A 13,963-nucleotide genomic window follows, 5' to 3' on the forward strand; every position below is an offset into this window, starting at 1 on the left:
GGAGCGGCGATGTCAGGCGGGGATCAGCGCCGCGATACCGAAACCGACCGAGATCAGGCCCATCAGGACGAGTGCCCCGATGACGCTGCCCGCCACCCGGAAGATGAACCCCTGCGTGCGTCCGTACCAGAGCTGCACGGCGAAGGAGACGAGCACGACTCCACCGAATGCGACCAGCATCCAGGGGACGCGCCACTCCTCCGAGACGAAGATCCCGACCGCGACGGCCGCGAGGAAGGCCGCGATCCACACCCCGACCACGCCGATGAGCGCATTGCGCGGTGCGAGTGCTGGTTCCGACATGACTCCATTGTTGCGCATCCGCTCCCGGTATCATGGCGGCACGGCGTCAACCCGGTGCCGGTGAGGAGTGCGCGTGGCCCAGGTCCTGGTTCTGACGAACGCTCCCGTATCAGAGCAGGTTCTCCCTGCGCTCGAGCTGCTCAGCCACCGCGTGCGCCAGATCCCCGCCGAGCCGTCGCAGCTGGTGAGCGCCCCGGAGTACGACCTCGTGATCGTCGACGGTCGACACGATCTGGTCGGCGCGAAGTCGCTCTGCCGCCTGCTGCGCGTCGCCGGGCAGGATGCTCCGCTGCTCCTCGTGGTCACGGAGGGCGGCATGAGCGCCCTCTCCGGGGACTGGGAGATCGACGACGTCCTGCTGTCCACCGCGGGGCCGGCCGAGACCGACGCCCGCGTCCGTCTCGCTCTCGCGCGGCGCGACGAGGTCGCAGAGCCGACCCGCGTGCAGGCCTCCGGGGTGACGATCGACGAACAGTCCTACTCCGCGAAGCTGCGCGGCAAGCCGCTCGATCTGACCTACAAGGAATTCCAGCTGCTGCACTTCCTCGCCACGCACCCTTCGCGCGTCTTCACCCGCGAGCAGCTGCTCAGCGAGGTGTGGGGCTACGACTACTTCGGCGGTACCAGGACGGTGGACGTGCACGTGCGGCGCCTGCGGGCGAAGCTCGGCGATCAGGAGCAGATCATCGGCACCGTGCGCAACGTGGGCTACCGCTTCAACGTCTACGACGAGGATTCGATCGTCGCCGCGGGGTAACGGAACGGCTCCGTTCACACGCGCGTCACTTCGCGGTGATTAGATGTACCCCATGATCGATCCCGCACTCGCCGACGCTGGACTCGGCGACGCCGAAGACGACGACTTCGACGCGAATGAGTCGCCCGACGCCCTGCTGCCCGACCACCGCTACTTCGATCGGGAGCTGAGCTGGCTGGCGTTCAACCAGCGTGTGCTCGAACTCGCGGAAGATCCGTCGCTGCCCGAGCTGGAACGTGCGAACTTCCTGGCGATCTTCGCGAGCAACCTCGACGAGTTCTTCATGGTGCGCGTTGCCGGCCTCAAGCGCCGCATCGTGACGGGTCTCGCCGTGCCGACGAACATCGGCCGCTCCCCCGTCGACGCGCTCGCGGACATCTCGCGCGAAGCGCACGCACTGCAGCTGCGCCACGCCGCGGCGTGGACTTCGCAGGTGCGCCCCGCACTCGCCGACGCCGGGATCGAGATGAGCACCTGGTCGGAGCTCACCGACTCCGAGCGATCGGCGCTGTCGGAGTACTTCCAGCTCCAGGTCTTCCCCGTCCTGATGCCGCTGGCCGTCGACCCCGCCCACCCGTTCCCGTACATCTCGGGCCTCTCGCTGAACCTCGCGATCCGCATCCGCAACGCCCGCACCGGTCGCCAGGAGTTCGCGCGCCTCAAGGTGCCGCCGATGCTCCCCCGCTTCGTCGAAGTGCCGGGCGCCAGCGAGATCACGCGGTACCTGAGCCTGGAAGAGCTGATCGCGAACCACCTCGGCGACCTCTTCCCCGGCATGGAGGTGCTCGACCACCACGCGTTCCGCCTGACCCGCAACGAAGACGTCGCGATCGAGGAGGATGAGAGCGAGAACCTCATCCAGGCACTCGAGGCCGAGCTGCTGCGCCGACGGTTCGGCCCGCCGATCCGTCTCGAGATCACGGATGACATGGACGCGGTGACGCTGGAGCTGCTCGTGAAGGAGCTCGACATCACCGACCAGGAGGTCTACCGCCTCCCCAGCCCGCTCGATCTGCGGGGCCTGTTCGGACTGTCGCGCATCGATCGACCCGATCTGCGCTACCCGCCGCATCTGCCGACCACCGCCGTGGCGTTCCAGCCCGGCGACAGCAACACCCGCGCCGACATGTTCAAGGCCATCCGCAAGTCCGACGTGCTCGTGCACCATCCGTACGAGTCGTTCACGACGAGCGTGCAGGCATTCCTCGAACAGGCCGCCCGCGACCCTCACGTGCTGGCGATCAAGCAGACGCTCTACCGCACCTCGGGTGACAGCCCGATCGTGCAGGCCCTGATCGATGCGGCCGAGGCGGGCAAGCAGGTGCTCGCACTGGTCGAGGTCAAGGCACGCTTCGACGAGGCCAACAACATCGTCTGGGCACGCAAGCTCGAGAAGGCGGGCGTACACGTGGTCTACGGCCTGGTCGGCCTCAAGACGCACTGCAAGCTGGCACTCGTCATCCGTGAGGAAGAGGGCACGCTGCGCCACTACTCCCACGTGGGCACCGGCAACTACAACCCCAAGACCAGCCGCATCTACGAGGACTTCGGCCTGTTCACCGCCGACGCCCAGGTCGGCAAGGACCTGACCCGCCTGTTCAACGAACTCAGCGGCTACGCGATCGAGAAGAAGTTCAAGCGCCTGCTCGTCGCGCCTCTGCACCTGCGCAAGGGCCTGGTGCGACAGATCGACGGGGAACGCAAGAACGCGGAAGCGGGGAAGCCGGCGAGCATCCGCATCAAGGTGAACTCGCTCGTCGACGAGGAGATCATCGACTCCCTCTACCGTGCCAGCGTCGCGGGAGTGAAGATCGAGGTCTGGGTGCGCGGCATCTGCAGCCTGCGCACCGATCTCGACGGCATCAGCGACAACATCACCGTGCGCAGCATCCTCGGCCGCTACCTGGAGCACTCGCGCATCTTCGCGTTCGAGAACGACGGAGACCCGCAGGTGTACATCGGCAGCGCCGACATGATGCACCGCAACCTCGACCGCCGCGTGGAGGCGCTGGTGCGAGTCACCGAGCCTGCGCACCTCAAGGAGCTGCTCGCGTTCTTCGACCTCGCGATGGATCCGGGCACGACCTCCTGGCACCTCGGTGCGGGGGGCGTCTGGCAGCGCCACGCCGTGGATGCCGACGGCAAGCCCTTGATCGACCTGCAGGATAAGACCATGGGGTTGATCCAGCGGCGCCGTCGCGCCCGGTCGGTGCGATGACACTTCGACAGACGCAGGAAGCGCCCAGCGCGAAGTGGACCGACAAGGCGGTCTACGCCGCCGGCGCCGTGGTCTGGCGCCTGGTCGACGGCAAACTGCGCATCCTGTTGATCCATCGCACCAAGTACCGCGACGTCACCCTGCCCAAGGGCAAGGTCGACCCCGGCGAGATGCTCGCCGAGACCGCGGTGCGCGAAGTGCATGAAGAGACGGGCATCAGAGTGTCGCTCGGCGTCCCCGTCGGCGTGAGCCGCTACGTGATGGCCTCACGCAAGCAGAAGGTCGTGCACTACTGGGCAGCCGAGGCGACGGAGGATGCGATCCGGGCCTCGGCCTTCGTGCCCAACCGCGAGATCGCCGCGCTCGAATGGGTGAGCGTCAAGAAGGCCAGGACACGGCTCAGCTACCCGGTCGACCTCGAGATCCTCGACTTCTTCGCCACCCTCATCGACGACGGGGTGCTGCGCACCTTCCCCGTGATCGCGCTGCGACACGCGAAAGCACTCCCACGGTCGGAGTGGGACGGCACGGACGCCTCCCGCCCGCTGACCGAGCGCGGCCGCACCCAGGCGAAGTCCATCGTCGGGCCGCTCCGCGCGTTCGGCGTGCGCAAGATCATCACCAGCGACGCCGAGCGGTGCGTGCGCACCGTGGCGCCTCTCGCCAAGGCGCTGGGTCGCAAGCCCGTGCAGACGGAGAAGATCAGTCAGGATGCCTGGGAGGAGGGCACCGACGACCTCCGCTCGGTGGTCGGACGTCGTGTGCGCGCGGGCAAGCCCGCCGTGCTGTGCAGCCACGGGCCGGTTCTCCCCGGACTCCTCTCCGAGATCTCGCTGGCGACCGGGACCATCCAGGGCTCCTATCTCAGCAGCGCGTCGGATCTCGAACCGGCCGCGTTCTCGGTCGTGCACCTCTCGGCGACCAACCCCGGCTCCGGCATCATCGCTATCGAGACGCACATCCCGAAAGTCTGACCGCTCGCGTCAGAGGATGACCTGTCGGCGCCTGGGCGCCTGGCGGTTCCGGCGACCCTACGGGCGACAAGGCGGCACCCCAGAGAGTCGCCCGTCGTTCACCTGCTGTTCACCTGTGCGGGAGAGTCTCGTTAACCGCCACACATAGCGTCACTGTGTGCCCTGCACCGGGCCTCAACCCAACCACGATCGAACGGATCCACAGTGAAGATCTCCCGAATCGCTCGCATCGGCGCCATCGGCGCCGTCGCCGCCCTCGCTCTCGCCGGCTGTGCCGCGAACGAAGGCACCACCGGCGGCTCGTCCGAAGCACCCTCCGCCTCGACGCTCGAAGGCACGCTCAAGGCCACCGGGTCTTCGGCACAGACCGCCGCCCAGGAAGCCTGGGTCGCCGCATTCCAGACGGCCAACTCCGGCGTCACCGTCAACTACGAGCCCACCGGGTCAGGAACGGGACGCGAGAACTTCCTCGCCGGCGCCAGCGACTTCATCGGCTCCGACCGCGCCTTCGACGACGAGGAGGAGGCCGCCGGCGGATTCGGCACCTGCGCGTCTGACGCCATCGTCGAGGTGCCCCTCTACATCGCACCCGTCGCTGTCGCGTTCAACCTCGACGGCATCGACACCCTGAACCTCGATGCCGCGAGCATCGCGGGCATCTTCGCCGGCACGATCACCAACTGGAACGACGCCGCCATCGCCGACCAGAACGAGGGCGTCAAGCTTCCCGATCTGGCGATCTCGCCGGTGCACCGCTCGGACGACTCCGGTACGACGGAGACCTTCACGCACTACCTCTCCGCCACGGCGCCTGACGTGTGGACGTTCGAGGCCGACGGCGAATGGCCGATCCAGGGCGGCGAAGCGGCACAGGGAACCTCGGGAGTCGTCCAGGCGATCACCGCGGGCAACGGCACCATCGGCTACGCGGATGCCTCGCAGACGACGAAGCTCGGACAGGTCCACGTCGGCGTCGCCGGCGAGTACGTGGCGTTCTCCGCCGAGGCTTCCGCCGCACTCGTGGAGAGCTCTCCGCTCGTCGAAGGCCGCGGCCCCGGCGACCTCGTCTTCGACATCGACCCGGCAGCAGCACCCGCCGGCGCCTACCCGATCGCGCTCGTGAGCTACCTGATCGCGTGCGAGGAGTACGAGGACAAGAACACGGCTTCCCTCGTCAAGGCGTACTTCGAGTACATCGCGAGCGCTGAAGGCCAGGACGCCGCTGCAGAGAACGCCGGCAGCGCACCGATCTCGGACGGTCTGCGCGAGAAGGTGCTCGCCGCCATCGACACGATCAAGGTCGACTGACACATCGACTGACTCCGATACCCTCGCGTCTGCTCGGCGCGAGGGTATCGGACAGTCCGCCACCACACGCCCACTCCAGCCCGAAAACAGGAGACCATGAGCACGACGACTTCGCAGGCGCCGTCCGTCCCGCCTGCCCCGATCAAGGCCAAACAACGGCTCGGCGATCGCGTCTTCTCCGGCACGGCGCTGGGCGCGGGGATCATCATCCTCGTCGTGCTCGCGGCTGTGGCCACGTTCCTCATCATCCAGAGTGTCCCCGCGTTCGAGCCGGACACGAGCGGCAACCACATCCTCAAGGGAAGATCGTTCTGGGAGTACGTCGGCCCCCTGGTCTTCGGTACCCTGTGGGCCGCGTTCATGGCGCTGGTCATCGCCGCGCCGATCTCCATCGGCATCGCGCTCTTCATCTCGCACTACGCCCACCGCCGGCTGGCCGCATTTCTCGGCTACGTCATCGACCTCCTGGCCGCCGTGCCGTCGGTCGTCTTCGGTCTCTGGGGCGGCCTGGTGCTCGCGCCGCTCCTTCAGCCCATCTACGTCTGGTTGAACACGAATGCTTCGTGGGTGCCGTTCTTCGGCGGCCAGGTGTCGGCGACGGGAAAGACGATCCTCACCGCAGCGCTCGTTCTCGCGGTGATGTGCATCCCGATCATGACCGCGATCTGCCGCGAGGTGTTCCTGCAGACTCCGAAGCTGCACGAAGAAGCAGCCCTCGCTCTGGGCTCCACCCGCTGGGAGATGGTGCGTATGGCGGTTCTCCCGTTCGCCCGCGGCGGCATGGTCTCGGCGGCGATGCTCGCACTCGGGCGTGCACTCGGCGAGACGATGGCCGTGACCATGGTCCTCTCGCCCTCCGCGGTCGTGAGCTTCCTCGTGCTCACCGCTACCAACCCTACGCCGATCCCCGCGAACATCGCCCTGGCCTTCCCTGAGGCGCACGACACGGGTGTGAACACGCTCATCGCGACCGGCCTCATCCTCTTCGTCGTGACCTTCGCGGTCAATGCGCTGGCGCGATGGATCGTCGCCCGCCGCGCCGAGTTTTCGGGAGCGAACTGACATGACCACCCTCACCGCCTCTCCCGCTGTCGCCACCTCGTCATCCCTCACGTCCGGAAAGCTTCCGAAGTGGGCGCCATGGGCGCTGCTCGGGGTGTCCCTCCTGATCTCCTTCGCTGTCTTCGCGGTCGCCGGCCTCGGCGGGGACCTCGCGGACTTCAACATCGCCGGTGCGTCGGTCCTCGGCCTCGTCCTGTACATGGTCATCATCACGGTGATCTCCTCGATCGTGGAGAGCCGCCGGAAGGCAACCGATCGGCTGATGACGGCGCTGGTCGCCACGGCGTTCCTGATCGCCCTGCTTCCGCTGATCTCCCTGCTCTGGACCGTCGTCGCCAACGGTCTCGAACGGTTCGATGCGGAGTTCTTCAGTTCGTCGATGCGCAACGTCGTCGGCGATGGCGGCGGCATCGCGCACGCGATCTGGGGCACCGTGCTGATCACGCTCACCGCGACGGTCATCGCGGTCCCGGTAGGACTCATGACATCGATCTACCTCGTCGAGTACGGTCGCGGGAAGATCGCGAAAGCGATCACGTTCTTGGTCGATGTGATGACAGGGATCCCGTCGATCGTCGCGGGTCTGTTCATCTACGCGGTGTTCGCTCTGCTGATCGGCCCCGGCATCTCGATGGGCTTCATGGGCGCGCTTGCGCTCGCGGTGCTGATGACTCCGGTCGTCGTCCGCGGCAGCGAGGAGTTGCTGAAGATCGTTCCGAACGAGCTCCGCGAAGCGTCCTACGCGCTCGGGGTCCCGAAGTGGCTGACGATCCTCAAGGTGGTGCTGCCGACCTCCATCGCCGGCATCACGACCTCGATCATGCTGGCCATCTCACGAGTCATCGGCGAGACAGCACCGCTGCTCCTGACGGCCGGCTTCACGCAGAGCCTCAACACGAACCTCTTCAGCGGTCAGATGATGACCCTGCCGGTGTTCGCCTACAACCAGTACATGAACCAGGGCACCAACCCCGACGCGGCCGTGGCACGCGCCTGGGCCGCAGCCTTGACACTCATCCTCATCGTCATGGTGCTGAATCTGCTTGCGCGACTGATCGCGAAGTGGTTCTCCCCGAAGACCTCCGGCCGCTGAGCGCCCGACCACTCAGAACAGGAACCCACGTGTCCAAGAGCATCGAAGTCAACGACCTCAACGTCTACTACAGCAGCTTCCTCGCCGTCGAAGGTGTCTCTCTCGAGATCCAGCCGCGCAGTGTGACGGCGTTCATCGGCCCCTCCGGCTGCGGCAAATCGACCTTCCTGCGCACGCTCAACCGCATGCACGAGGTGATCCCCGGCGCCCGCGTCGAGGGAGAGGTGCTGCTCGACGGCAGCGACCTCTACGGGCCCGGCGTCGACCCGGTGCTCGTGCGCCGCGAGGTGGGCATGGTGTTCCAGCGCCCGAACCCCTTCCCCACGATGTCCATCAAGGAGAACGTGCTCGCCGGCGTCAAGCTCAACAACAACCGCATGTCGAAGAGCGACCAGGAAGCGCTGGTCGAGAAGTCGCTGACGGGTGCGAACCTGTGGAACGAGGTCAAGGATCGCCTCGACCGTCCGGGCTCCGGTCTCTCCGGCGGTCAGCAGCAGCGTCTCTGCATCGCCCGCGCGATCGCCGTCTCCCCGCAGGTGCTGCTGATGGACGAGCCCTGCTCGGCCCTCGACCCGATCTCCACCTACGCGATCGAGGAGCTGATCGGTGAGCTCAAGAACGAGTTCACCATCGTCATCGTGACGCACAACATGCAGCAGGCGAGCCGCGTCTCCGACAAGACCGCGTTCTTCAACATCGCCGGTACCGGCAAGCCCGGCAAGCTGATCGAGTACGACGACACGACGTCGATCTTCACCTCCCCGTCTGTGCAGGCGACCGAGGACTACGTCTCCGGCCGCTTCGGATGATCGCGGGCTCGTGATCGCACGGGGCTCAGGTGCTGCGGCATCCGAGCCCCTTCTGTGTCGCCGTGACAAAACCCAGAGCATCTGTTTCACTCACGGTGCGGCGGCGGACGACTCGCCACCCCGAGGTGTGATGGTCTGGTTTTCGTGGCGCGCGACTATTCCTGCACCGCTGTCGGACGAGGTGCGCTCTCCACAGTCCACGGCTGCGCGGATGAAGTGCTGATCAGGCTTCGTTCATGCTCTACGCATGTCCTTCATCCGCGCCGACGCCGCACTGCGCGGGATCGGTCGAATGGCACGAACGGCGGAGCTTCAGAGACGAGGTGTCAGCACGCGAGAGTTGTCGCGGGCGGTTCGCGACGGCGAGGTACTGAGACCGCGTCAGGGTGTGTACGCACTTCCCGACACGCCTCCACGGATGCAGCATGCGGCGTCCCGTGGAGGCACGATCGCCTGCGCGGAAGCCGCCGCCGCCTGGGGCTTGTGGGTTCTCGAGCTTCCCTCACGCCATCACATCTGGATGGGCACCGCGGGCACTCCGCGATCGGCGTGTCCGGAGTGCGTCGTGCATTGGGATGCCGGACACGTCATCCTCGGCCAACCGCCGCCGGTGGCCAACGTCCTTCTGCAGATGGCGACGTGCTGCGGCGAGGATGCGTTCTTCGCGGCCCTGGAATCAGCGCTGCGTCACGCTCTGCTCTCCCCTGCCGGTACGCGGTGGCTGCAGCGGCATCTGCCCGTCTCGCTCCGTTGGCTCGTGTCGTTCGCCCGTGCAGACGCAGACAGCGGTCTGGAGTCGTTGATCCGACTTCGTCTCCACCGCATCGGCATCACGGTCCGCTCACAGGTATCCGTCAACGGCGTCGGCGAAGTCGATTTCGTCATCGGTACCCGACTGATCATCGAGGCGGACGGTCGTGCGAACCACGAGCGCGAACGGGAGAGGCAGAAGGACCTCCGACGGGATGCGATCGCCGCGGCCGCGGGCTTCACCACCTTGCGATTCGCATACTCGCTCATCGTCAACGAGTGGCCACTCGTGCAGAGCGCTATCGTCAGCATGATCCACCGCAAGGCACACCTCGCAGAGTCCGACCCAGGTCACAAAACGGAGAGGATGTGATCGTGGCGCGGCGCGCCGAGGCACGACTCTCCGTCTCCACGACGGAAGGTCTCTGTTTCGGCACTCCCCAGCCCGGATCAGTCGCGGGGCGACAGCAGGTACTCGTTCAGCTCGGCCGTGAGCGCGTGATCGACCGCGACATCCGCACCGTCGATCGCGGTGATCGGGGCCGCGAGGCGCACGCTCGAGACCAGCCAGGCGGCATCAGCTCGTGCGAGATCGGATGCCGGGATGCGATCGTATCCGACCTCGAAGCCCCGCGCGGCCAGGTGGTCGTACATGCTGAGCTGGGTGGTGCCGTGCAGGATGCCGCCGTTCGGGGCCGGCGTGACGAACCGGTCGCCGAAGCGCAGGATGAGCGAGGCCGTGGGCGCCTCCAACACGAAGCCGTCGCTCGACAGGAAGATCGCGTCATCCGCCCCGCGCCGGTGTGCCTCCCGCAACGCTGCCATGTTCACCGCGTACGACAGGGTCTTTGCGCCGAGCAGCAGCCAGGGCGCCCGTTCCGCCGCACCCAGATCGTAGCCGCGGTCCAGCGTCACCACGCGGATGCCGTCCTCGCGCACGGCACGGAAATCCGCGGCGGGCGCGGCTGTGACCCACGCGGTCGGTGTCGGGCCGTGCTCGACGCCGCGGCTGAGGATGAGCTTGATGACCGCCTCGCCCTCTCCGCACTGCGATGCCGCCTGATCGATCGCCTGGTGCCACTGGTCTGCGTTCGGCACCGGCAGGTCGCAGAGTCGGGCGGAGTGCGCCAGCCGCTCCAGGTGCGGCACCACCTCCTGGGCGTGCCCGTCGACCACGCCGATGGACTCGAAGACGCCGTCGCCGCGCTGTGTGCTCAGCTCGCCCACGCTGAGCGCTGGGGCCGCGGCATCCACCGTGGTGAAGGTATCTGCGTAGTCGTCTCGGACCTCATCCGCGACGACGGGATCGATCATCAATGCGAAGCGCCGGTTCATGATCTGAGCCTAGAGGTCGGGAATAGCCATCGTGCGTCCGCGTTACAATGGAGTGGCCGGGCCGCATAACCCCGGGCTCCATTTTTTGCCGCTACGAGCGGCCTTCCGCCGAGAGGCGTTTTTGCGGCCCGGTCTTTTCATGCCGGCGGCGATGTGGACGCGCGGTCTCAGCTCAGGGTTCCCGAACGCCACAGCGTCGATGCCGCGGAAAGATCCTGCGCGTAACTGCTCAGACGGAACGCCCTGGTGGTCAGATCGCTGGCCCGTCCGGGCTCCGTCGACTCGTAGTCGTCTGCCAGGTGGGTGGCTCCGGAGGCCTGGACGCGGCAGAACGCCGCCGCCCGTTCGAGCGCGACGGCGAAGTCTCCGCGGAACGCTCCGCGGAGGATCGTGTCGATGAGCGCGACGAGCTCGTCTGGGTTCGCCGGCACAGGAGCTCCGGCGATCGCCGCATCGACCGAGGGCAGCTCGACGCGCCCGCGCTCGTACAGCAGCGCCGACGTCTCCGAGTCGGAGTGGATCGCCAACTGCAGCAGGTACAGGCGCCACAGCGCCCCCGGCAGTGTGCGCGGCGCGGCCTTCGACCACAGCTCCGCGATCTCGTCGATGCCGTGCTCGGAGGTGAACGCCACCAGGCGGTCGGCGCTCATGCCGCTCTCGTCCGCACGCACCCTGGTGAGGAGAGCGGATGCCGTGGCATGTGCGACGCGTGTCTCCTCGGCAGGGTCGTGGGTGCCGACGATGTTGTCGAAGGCGCTGGACGGTCGCCGCACGGGGCGGTGGTGCTGCTCGGGCATCGAACCAGGCTACCCGCGTTCGCTGCGCCTCAGGCCGTGGGGATCACGATGAACGGGTCGGAGGTCGGCTTGCCCGTCGGGGATCCGCCGGCCTGCTCGACCGTGACGGCGATGATGTCGCCGTCGTGCATCTCTCCGGAGAGCGCGGCCGTTGCGGTGCCGCCTTCGACGTCGAACACTCCCGCCGAGATCGGGGTCTCTCCGCGCACGAACCAGAGTTCGTAGCTCTCGCCCTCCGCCGCGGCGGGGATGCCGTCGGTGACGAGCACGGCGGCTCCTGCGGATGCCGACCAGTGCGCGGTGGCTGTTCCACCGTCGTCGAGCTTCACCGTGGCCTGCTGCGCATCGCTCGACGACTGGATCTGCTCCAGCGCGACGACCGCTGCGGGGCGGTTCAGGTAGCCATTCAGCGCCGCGGCGCCGAACCCGACACCCACGACGAGTGCGAGGCATGCGGCGAGCGCGAAGATCGATCGCGTCCACCGACGCGGCCTGGCCGCCCGCTCCTGAGACTCCGTTGCCGGGGCAGCGGATGACTCGGCGGTGGAGTCGGATGACATCGCGGGGTGCGCGACCGTGTCGTCATCTCCACCGTTCTGCGGCGTCGACGCGATCTGGGCGAGCAGCGTGGCCCGCAGATCCAGCGGCGGGAACTCCGGGGGCGCGGCGGCCTCGAGCGACGCGACGGTCTCGACATCGTCGTCGACGAGAGCGGCCCATTCCGGATGCACCGCGAGGGTCTCGTGGAACAGACGCTCATCCTCAGGCGACAGCGCATGTAGGGCGGCACCTGCCGCGAGTTCTGCGAAGTCCTTCTCGTTCATGCCGTCACCCCCATAGCTGCGCGGAGACGGGTGAGCCCGTCTCGCATCCGTGTCTTGATAGTCCCCAGCGGCGCTCCCACGAGCGCCGAGATTTCGTTCTGACTGTAACCGCCGTAGTACGCGAGCACGATCGCCTCACGCTGTACGTCGGGAAGGGTGGAAAGAGCTCCGACGACCTTCTCGCCCTCGATGCCCAGTTCCACCTGCTCGGCGACACTGTCGTGCGCCACGCCGATGTCTCTCAGCCCTGCCCGTACATCACGGTCCGTGCTCGACTGCGATGCACGCACCCGATCCACGGCCCGACGATGTGCAATCGTCATCACCCATGTTCGTCCTTGACCTCTGTTCGGAGCGAACCGGGAAGCGGATTGCCAGATCTCGAGGAAGACCTCCTGCAAGACCTCTTCGCTCTGCGAGCGGTTGACCAGGACGCGGAGGATGAGGCCGAACGCGCGCGCGGAGAGCATGTCGTAGAGCGCTGCGAAGGCAGCCTGGTCGCCGGCGGCGATACGCAGGAGAAGCTCGGCTGCGGCGTCGCTCGCCGCCCCGTCCTCCGGTACGTCCATGCCATCGATGACCATCTCTACAAGCATGCCGCATCTCCCCTCTGTTCCCGTGCAGCGCACCACCCGCAAGTGACGGAGGAGATGCGCGCGCAGGGTGCTTTCTCGCTAACGTCTCTTCTTCGCGCCCGCGCGAGGATCGGATTGGATGCGCGTCAGAGACCGCGGAATCATGCGGATTTCGAACAATCTTGAGATTTCTCCCATCCGATCGCCGCGGGGCTCCGAACACAACTCGACGCCACGGAGAGGCCGTGGCTCAGTTTGAAGGAGCTCGAGATGTTCAGCACCAAGAAGAAGGTCACCGCAGCCCTCACCCTCACGCTGGCGAGCGCATTCCTGCTCTCCGCATGTTCGATGGGCAGCACCACCACGGACGAGTCCGCAGAGCCGATGGCCCCCGAGACCTCGGCAAGCACGCCTGACACGATGGACCCGGCCGCGAACCTCGTCGGCCCCGGCTGCGCGGCTTACGCCGAGGCAGTGCCGGACGGCGCAGGATCCGTCGCCGGCATGGCAGCTGACCCGGTTGCGGTCGCCGCCTCCAACAACCCGCTCCTGACGACGCTCGTCGCAGCGGTCAGCGGTCAGCTCAACCCCGACGTCGACCTCGTCGACACGCTCAACGGCAGCGAGTTCACCGTCTTCGCACCGGTCGACGACGCCTTCGCCAAGATCGACCCCGCCACCATCGAAGCGCTCAAGACCGACAGCGCGACGCTGAGCTCGATCCTGACGTACCACGTGGTCCCCGGCCAGATCGCTCCGGACGACATCGTGGGCACGCACGCCACCGTGCAGGGTGCTGACCTCGAGGTCACCGGCAGCGGAGACGAGCTGATGGTCAACGACGCCAACGTCATCTGCGGTGGAGTCCAGACCGCCAACGCGACCGTGTACCTGATCGACACGGTTCTGATGCCCCCGGCTGAGTAAGCCGGACTGCCGGGAAGGGACCCCGGCAAATCTCGCCCTCTCCCAGTCGGGGAGGTCTGCGAGAGGGCGAGAAGGGGCGTCGGTGACACTGTCACCGACGCCCCTTCTGTGCACCTTAGACTGGAAGACGCGGGCCTCTAGCTCAGTTGGCAGAGCATCGGACTTTTAATCCGCGGGTCGTGGGTTCGAGCCCCACGGGGCCCACCGCATTTCATCTGTGTACGGCGCCTC

The 13,963-nt window shown here is 67.0% G+C and carries 14 protein-coding genes and 1 tRNA gene; 10 read left to right on the plus strand and 5 right to left on the minus strand.

Annotated features, from left to right (window positions below; translation table 11 throughout):
• Positions 1-12: 12 nt before the first annotated feature.
• Entirely contained in the window at positions 13-303 is a 291-nt protein-coding gene (locus MRBLWO12_RS10120; RefSeq protein ID WP_363555087.1) for a hypothetical protein, read from the minus strand.
• Positions 304-376: 73 nt separating this feature from the next.
• Here MRBLWO12_RS10120 and MRBLWO12_RS10125 point away from each other — a divergent pair, with 73 nt between their 5' ends.
• The 8 genes from MRBLWO12_RS10125 (at position 377) to MRBLWO12_RS10160 (ending at position 9,647) form a co-directional block, all read left to right on the plus strand.
• A complete protein-coding gene (locus tag MRBLWO12_RS10125; protein ID WP_363555089.1) occupies positions 377-1,060 on the plus strand; it encodes a winged helix-turn-helix transcriptional regulator in 684 nt (227 codons plus the stop codon).
• A gap of 52 nt (positions 1,061-1,112) precedes the next feature.
• On the plus strand, positions 1,113-3,278 hold the full coding sequence (locus MRBLWO12_RS10130; RefSeq protein ID WP_363555091.1) for an RNA degradosome polyphosphate kinase: 2,166 nt from the start codon (positions 1,113-1,115) through the stop codon (positions 3,276-3,278).
• Positions 3,275-4,252 (plus strand): NUDIX hydrolase, encoded by a 978-nt coding sequence (locus tag MRBLWO12_RS10135; protein WP_363555093.1) that lies wholly within the window; start codon positions 3,275-3,277, stop codon positions 4,250-4,252. The genes MRBLWO12_RS10130 and MRBLWO12_RS10135 overlap by 4 nt, the downstream gene beginning before the upstream one ends.
• Positions 4,253-4,456: 204 nt before the next feature.
• Positions 4,457-5,560, plus strand: coding sequence for a phosphate ABC transporter substrate-binding protein PstS (locus MRBLWO12_RS10140; protein WP_363555095.1), 1,104 nt, complete (start codon positions 4,457-4,459; stop codon positions 5,558-5,560).
• Positions 5,561-5,656: 96 nt separating this feature from the next.
• Positions 5,657-6,622 (plus strand): phosphate ABC transporter permease subunit PstC, encoded by a 966-nt coding sequence (gene pstC, locus MRBLWO12_RS10145; protein WP_363555097.1) that lies wholly within the window; start codon positions 5,657-5,659, stop codon positions 6,620-6,622.
• Position 6,623: 1 nt separating this feature from the next.
• Positions 6,624-7,715 (plus strand): phosphate ABC transporter permease PstA, encoded by a 1,092-nt coding sequence (pstA, locus tag MRBLWO12_RS10150; protein WP_363555099.1) that lies wholly within the window; start codon positions 6,624-6,626, stop codon positions 7,713-7,715.
• Between the two features lie 29 nt (positions 7,716-7,744).
• Complete coding sequence (pstB, locus tag MRBLWO12_RS10155) at positions 7,745-8,524, plus strand: phosphate ABC transporter ATP-binding protein PstB (RefSeq protein ID WP_363555101.1); 780 nt, start codon at positions 7,745-7,747, stop codon at positions 8,522-8,524.
• Positions 8,525-8,771: 247 nt separating this feature from the next.
• On the plus strand, positions 8,772-9,647 hold the full coding sequence (locus MRBLWO12_RS10160) for a type IV toxin-antitoxin system AbiEi family antitoxin domain-containing protein (RefSeq protein ID WP_363555103.1): 876 nt from the start codon (positions 8,772-8,774) through the stop codon (positions 9,645-9,647).
• A 77-nt stretch (positions 9,648-9,724) separates the two neighbouring features.
• Here the strand turns inward: MRBLWO12_RS10160 and MRBLWO12_RS10165 are convergent, their stop codons facing one another.
• The 4 genes from MRBLWO12_RS10165 to sigK all read right to left on the minus strand — a co-directional run bounded on the left by MRBLWO12_RS10165 (position 9,725) and on the right by sigK (position 12,826).
• On the minus strand, positions 9,725-10,609 hold the full coding sequence (locus tag MRBLWO12_RS10165; RefSeq protein ID WP_363555105.1) for an aminodeoxychorismate lyase: 885 nt from the start codon (positions 10,607-10,609) through the stop codon (positions 9,725-9,727).
• A 167-nt stretch (positions 10,610-10,776) separates the two neighbouring features.
• The gene (locus MRBLWO12_RS10170; RefSeq protein ID WP_363555107.1) at positions 10,777-11,406 is read right to left on the minus strand and encodes a DNA-directed RNA polymerase subunit beta; all 630 of its coding nucleotides are present in this window, start codon (positions 11,404-11,406) and stop codon (positions 10,777-10,779) included.
• A gap of 29 nt (positions 11,407-11,435) precedes the next feature.
• A complete protein-coding gene (locus MRBLWO12_RS10175) occupies positions 11,436-12,230 on the minus strand; it encodes an anti-sigma factor (protein ID WP_363555109.1) in 795 nt (264 codons plus the stop codon).
• Positions 12,227-12,826 carry an ECF RNA polymerase sigma factor SigK gene (gene sigK / locus MRBLWO12_RS10180; RefSeq protein ID WP_363555111.1) on the minus strand — a complete coding sequence of 200 codons (600 nt, stop codon included), beginning with the start codon at positions 12,824-12,826 and terminating at the stop codon, positions 12,227-12,229. Before sigK ends, MRBLWO12_RS10175 begins: the two co-directional genes overlap by 4 nt.
• A 249-nt stretch (positions 12,827-13,075) precedes the next feature.
• Here sigK and MRBLWO12_RS10185 point away from each other — a divergent pair, with 249 nt between their 5' ends.
• Positions 13,076-13,732: a fasciclin domain-containing protein gene (locus MRBLWO12_RS10185; RefSeq protein ID WP_363555113.1), complete on the plus strand. Its 657-nt coding sequence runs from the start codon at positions 13,076-13,078 to the stop codon at positions 13,730-13,732.
• A gap of 131 nt (positions 13,733-13,863) precedes the next feature.
• Positions 13,864-13,936 (plus strand) — tRNA-Lys (locus tag MRBLWO12_RS10190).
• Positions 13,937-13,963: the final 27 nt, after the last annotated feature.

This window comes from Microbacterium sp. LWO12-1.2, from assembly GCF_040675875.1.
Lineage (GTDB): Bacteria > Actinomycetota > Actinomycetes > Actinomycetales > Microbacteriaceae > Microbacterium.

What these genes read in the sequence shown, in the direction of transcription:
- MRBLWO12_RS10120 (WP_363555087.1), bottom strand. Translation starts at nt 303, where the DNA reads ATGTCGGAACCAGCACTCGCACCGCGCAATGCGCTCATCGGCGTGGTC.
- MRBLWO12_RS10130 (WP_363555091.1), top strand. Translation starts at nt 1,113, where the DNA reads ATGATCGATCCCGCACTCGCCGACGCTGGACTCGGCGACGCCGAAGAC.
- MRBLWO12_RS10135 (WP_363555093.1), top strand. Translation starts at nt 3,275, where the DNA reads ATGACACTTCGACAGACGCAGGAAGCGCCCAGCGCGAAGTGGACCGAC.
- pstC (WP_363555097.1), top strand. Translation starts at nt 5,657, where the DNA reads ATGAGCACGACGACTTCGCAGGCGCCGTCCGTCCCGCCTGCCCCGATC.
- pstA (WP_363555099.1), top strand. Translation starts at nt 6,624, where the DNA reads ATGACCACCCTCACCGCCTCTCCCGCTGTCGCCACCTCGTCATCCCTC.
- MRBLWO12_RS10160 (WP_363555103.1), top strand. Translation starts at nt 8,772, where the DNA reads ATGTCCTTCATCCGCGCCGACGCCGCACTGCGCGGGATCGGTCGAATG.
- MRBLWO12_RS10165 (WP_363555105.1), bottom strand. Translation starts at nt 10,609, where the DNA reads ATGAACCGGCGCTTCGCATTGATGATCGATCCCGTCGTCGCGGATGAG.
- MRBLWO12_RS10170 (WP_363555107.1), bottom strand. Translation starts at nt 11,406, where the DNA reads ATGCCCGAGCAGCACCACCGCCCCGTGCGGCGACCGTCCAGCGCCTTC.
- MRBLWO12_RS10175 (WP_363555109.1), bottom strand. Translation starts at nt 12,230, where the DNA reads ATGAACGAGAAGGACTTCGCAGAACTCGCGGCAGGTGCCGCCCTACAT.
- sigK (WP_363555111.1), bottom strand. Translation starts at nt 12,826, where the DNA reads ATGCTTGTAGAGATGGTCATCGATGGCATGGACGTACCGGAGGACGGG.
- MRBLWO12_RS10185 (WP_363555113.1), top strand. Translation starts at nt 13,076, where the DNA reads ATGTTCAGCACCAAGAAGAAGGTCACCGCAGCCCTCACCCTCACGCTG.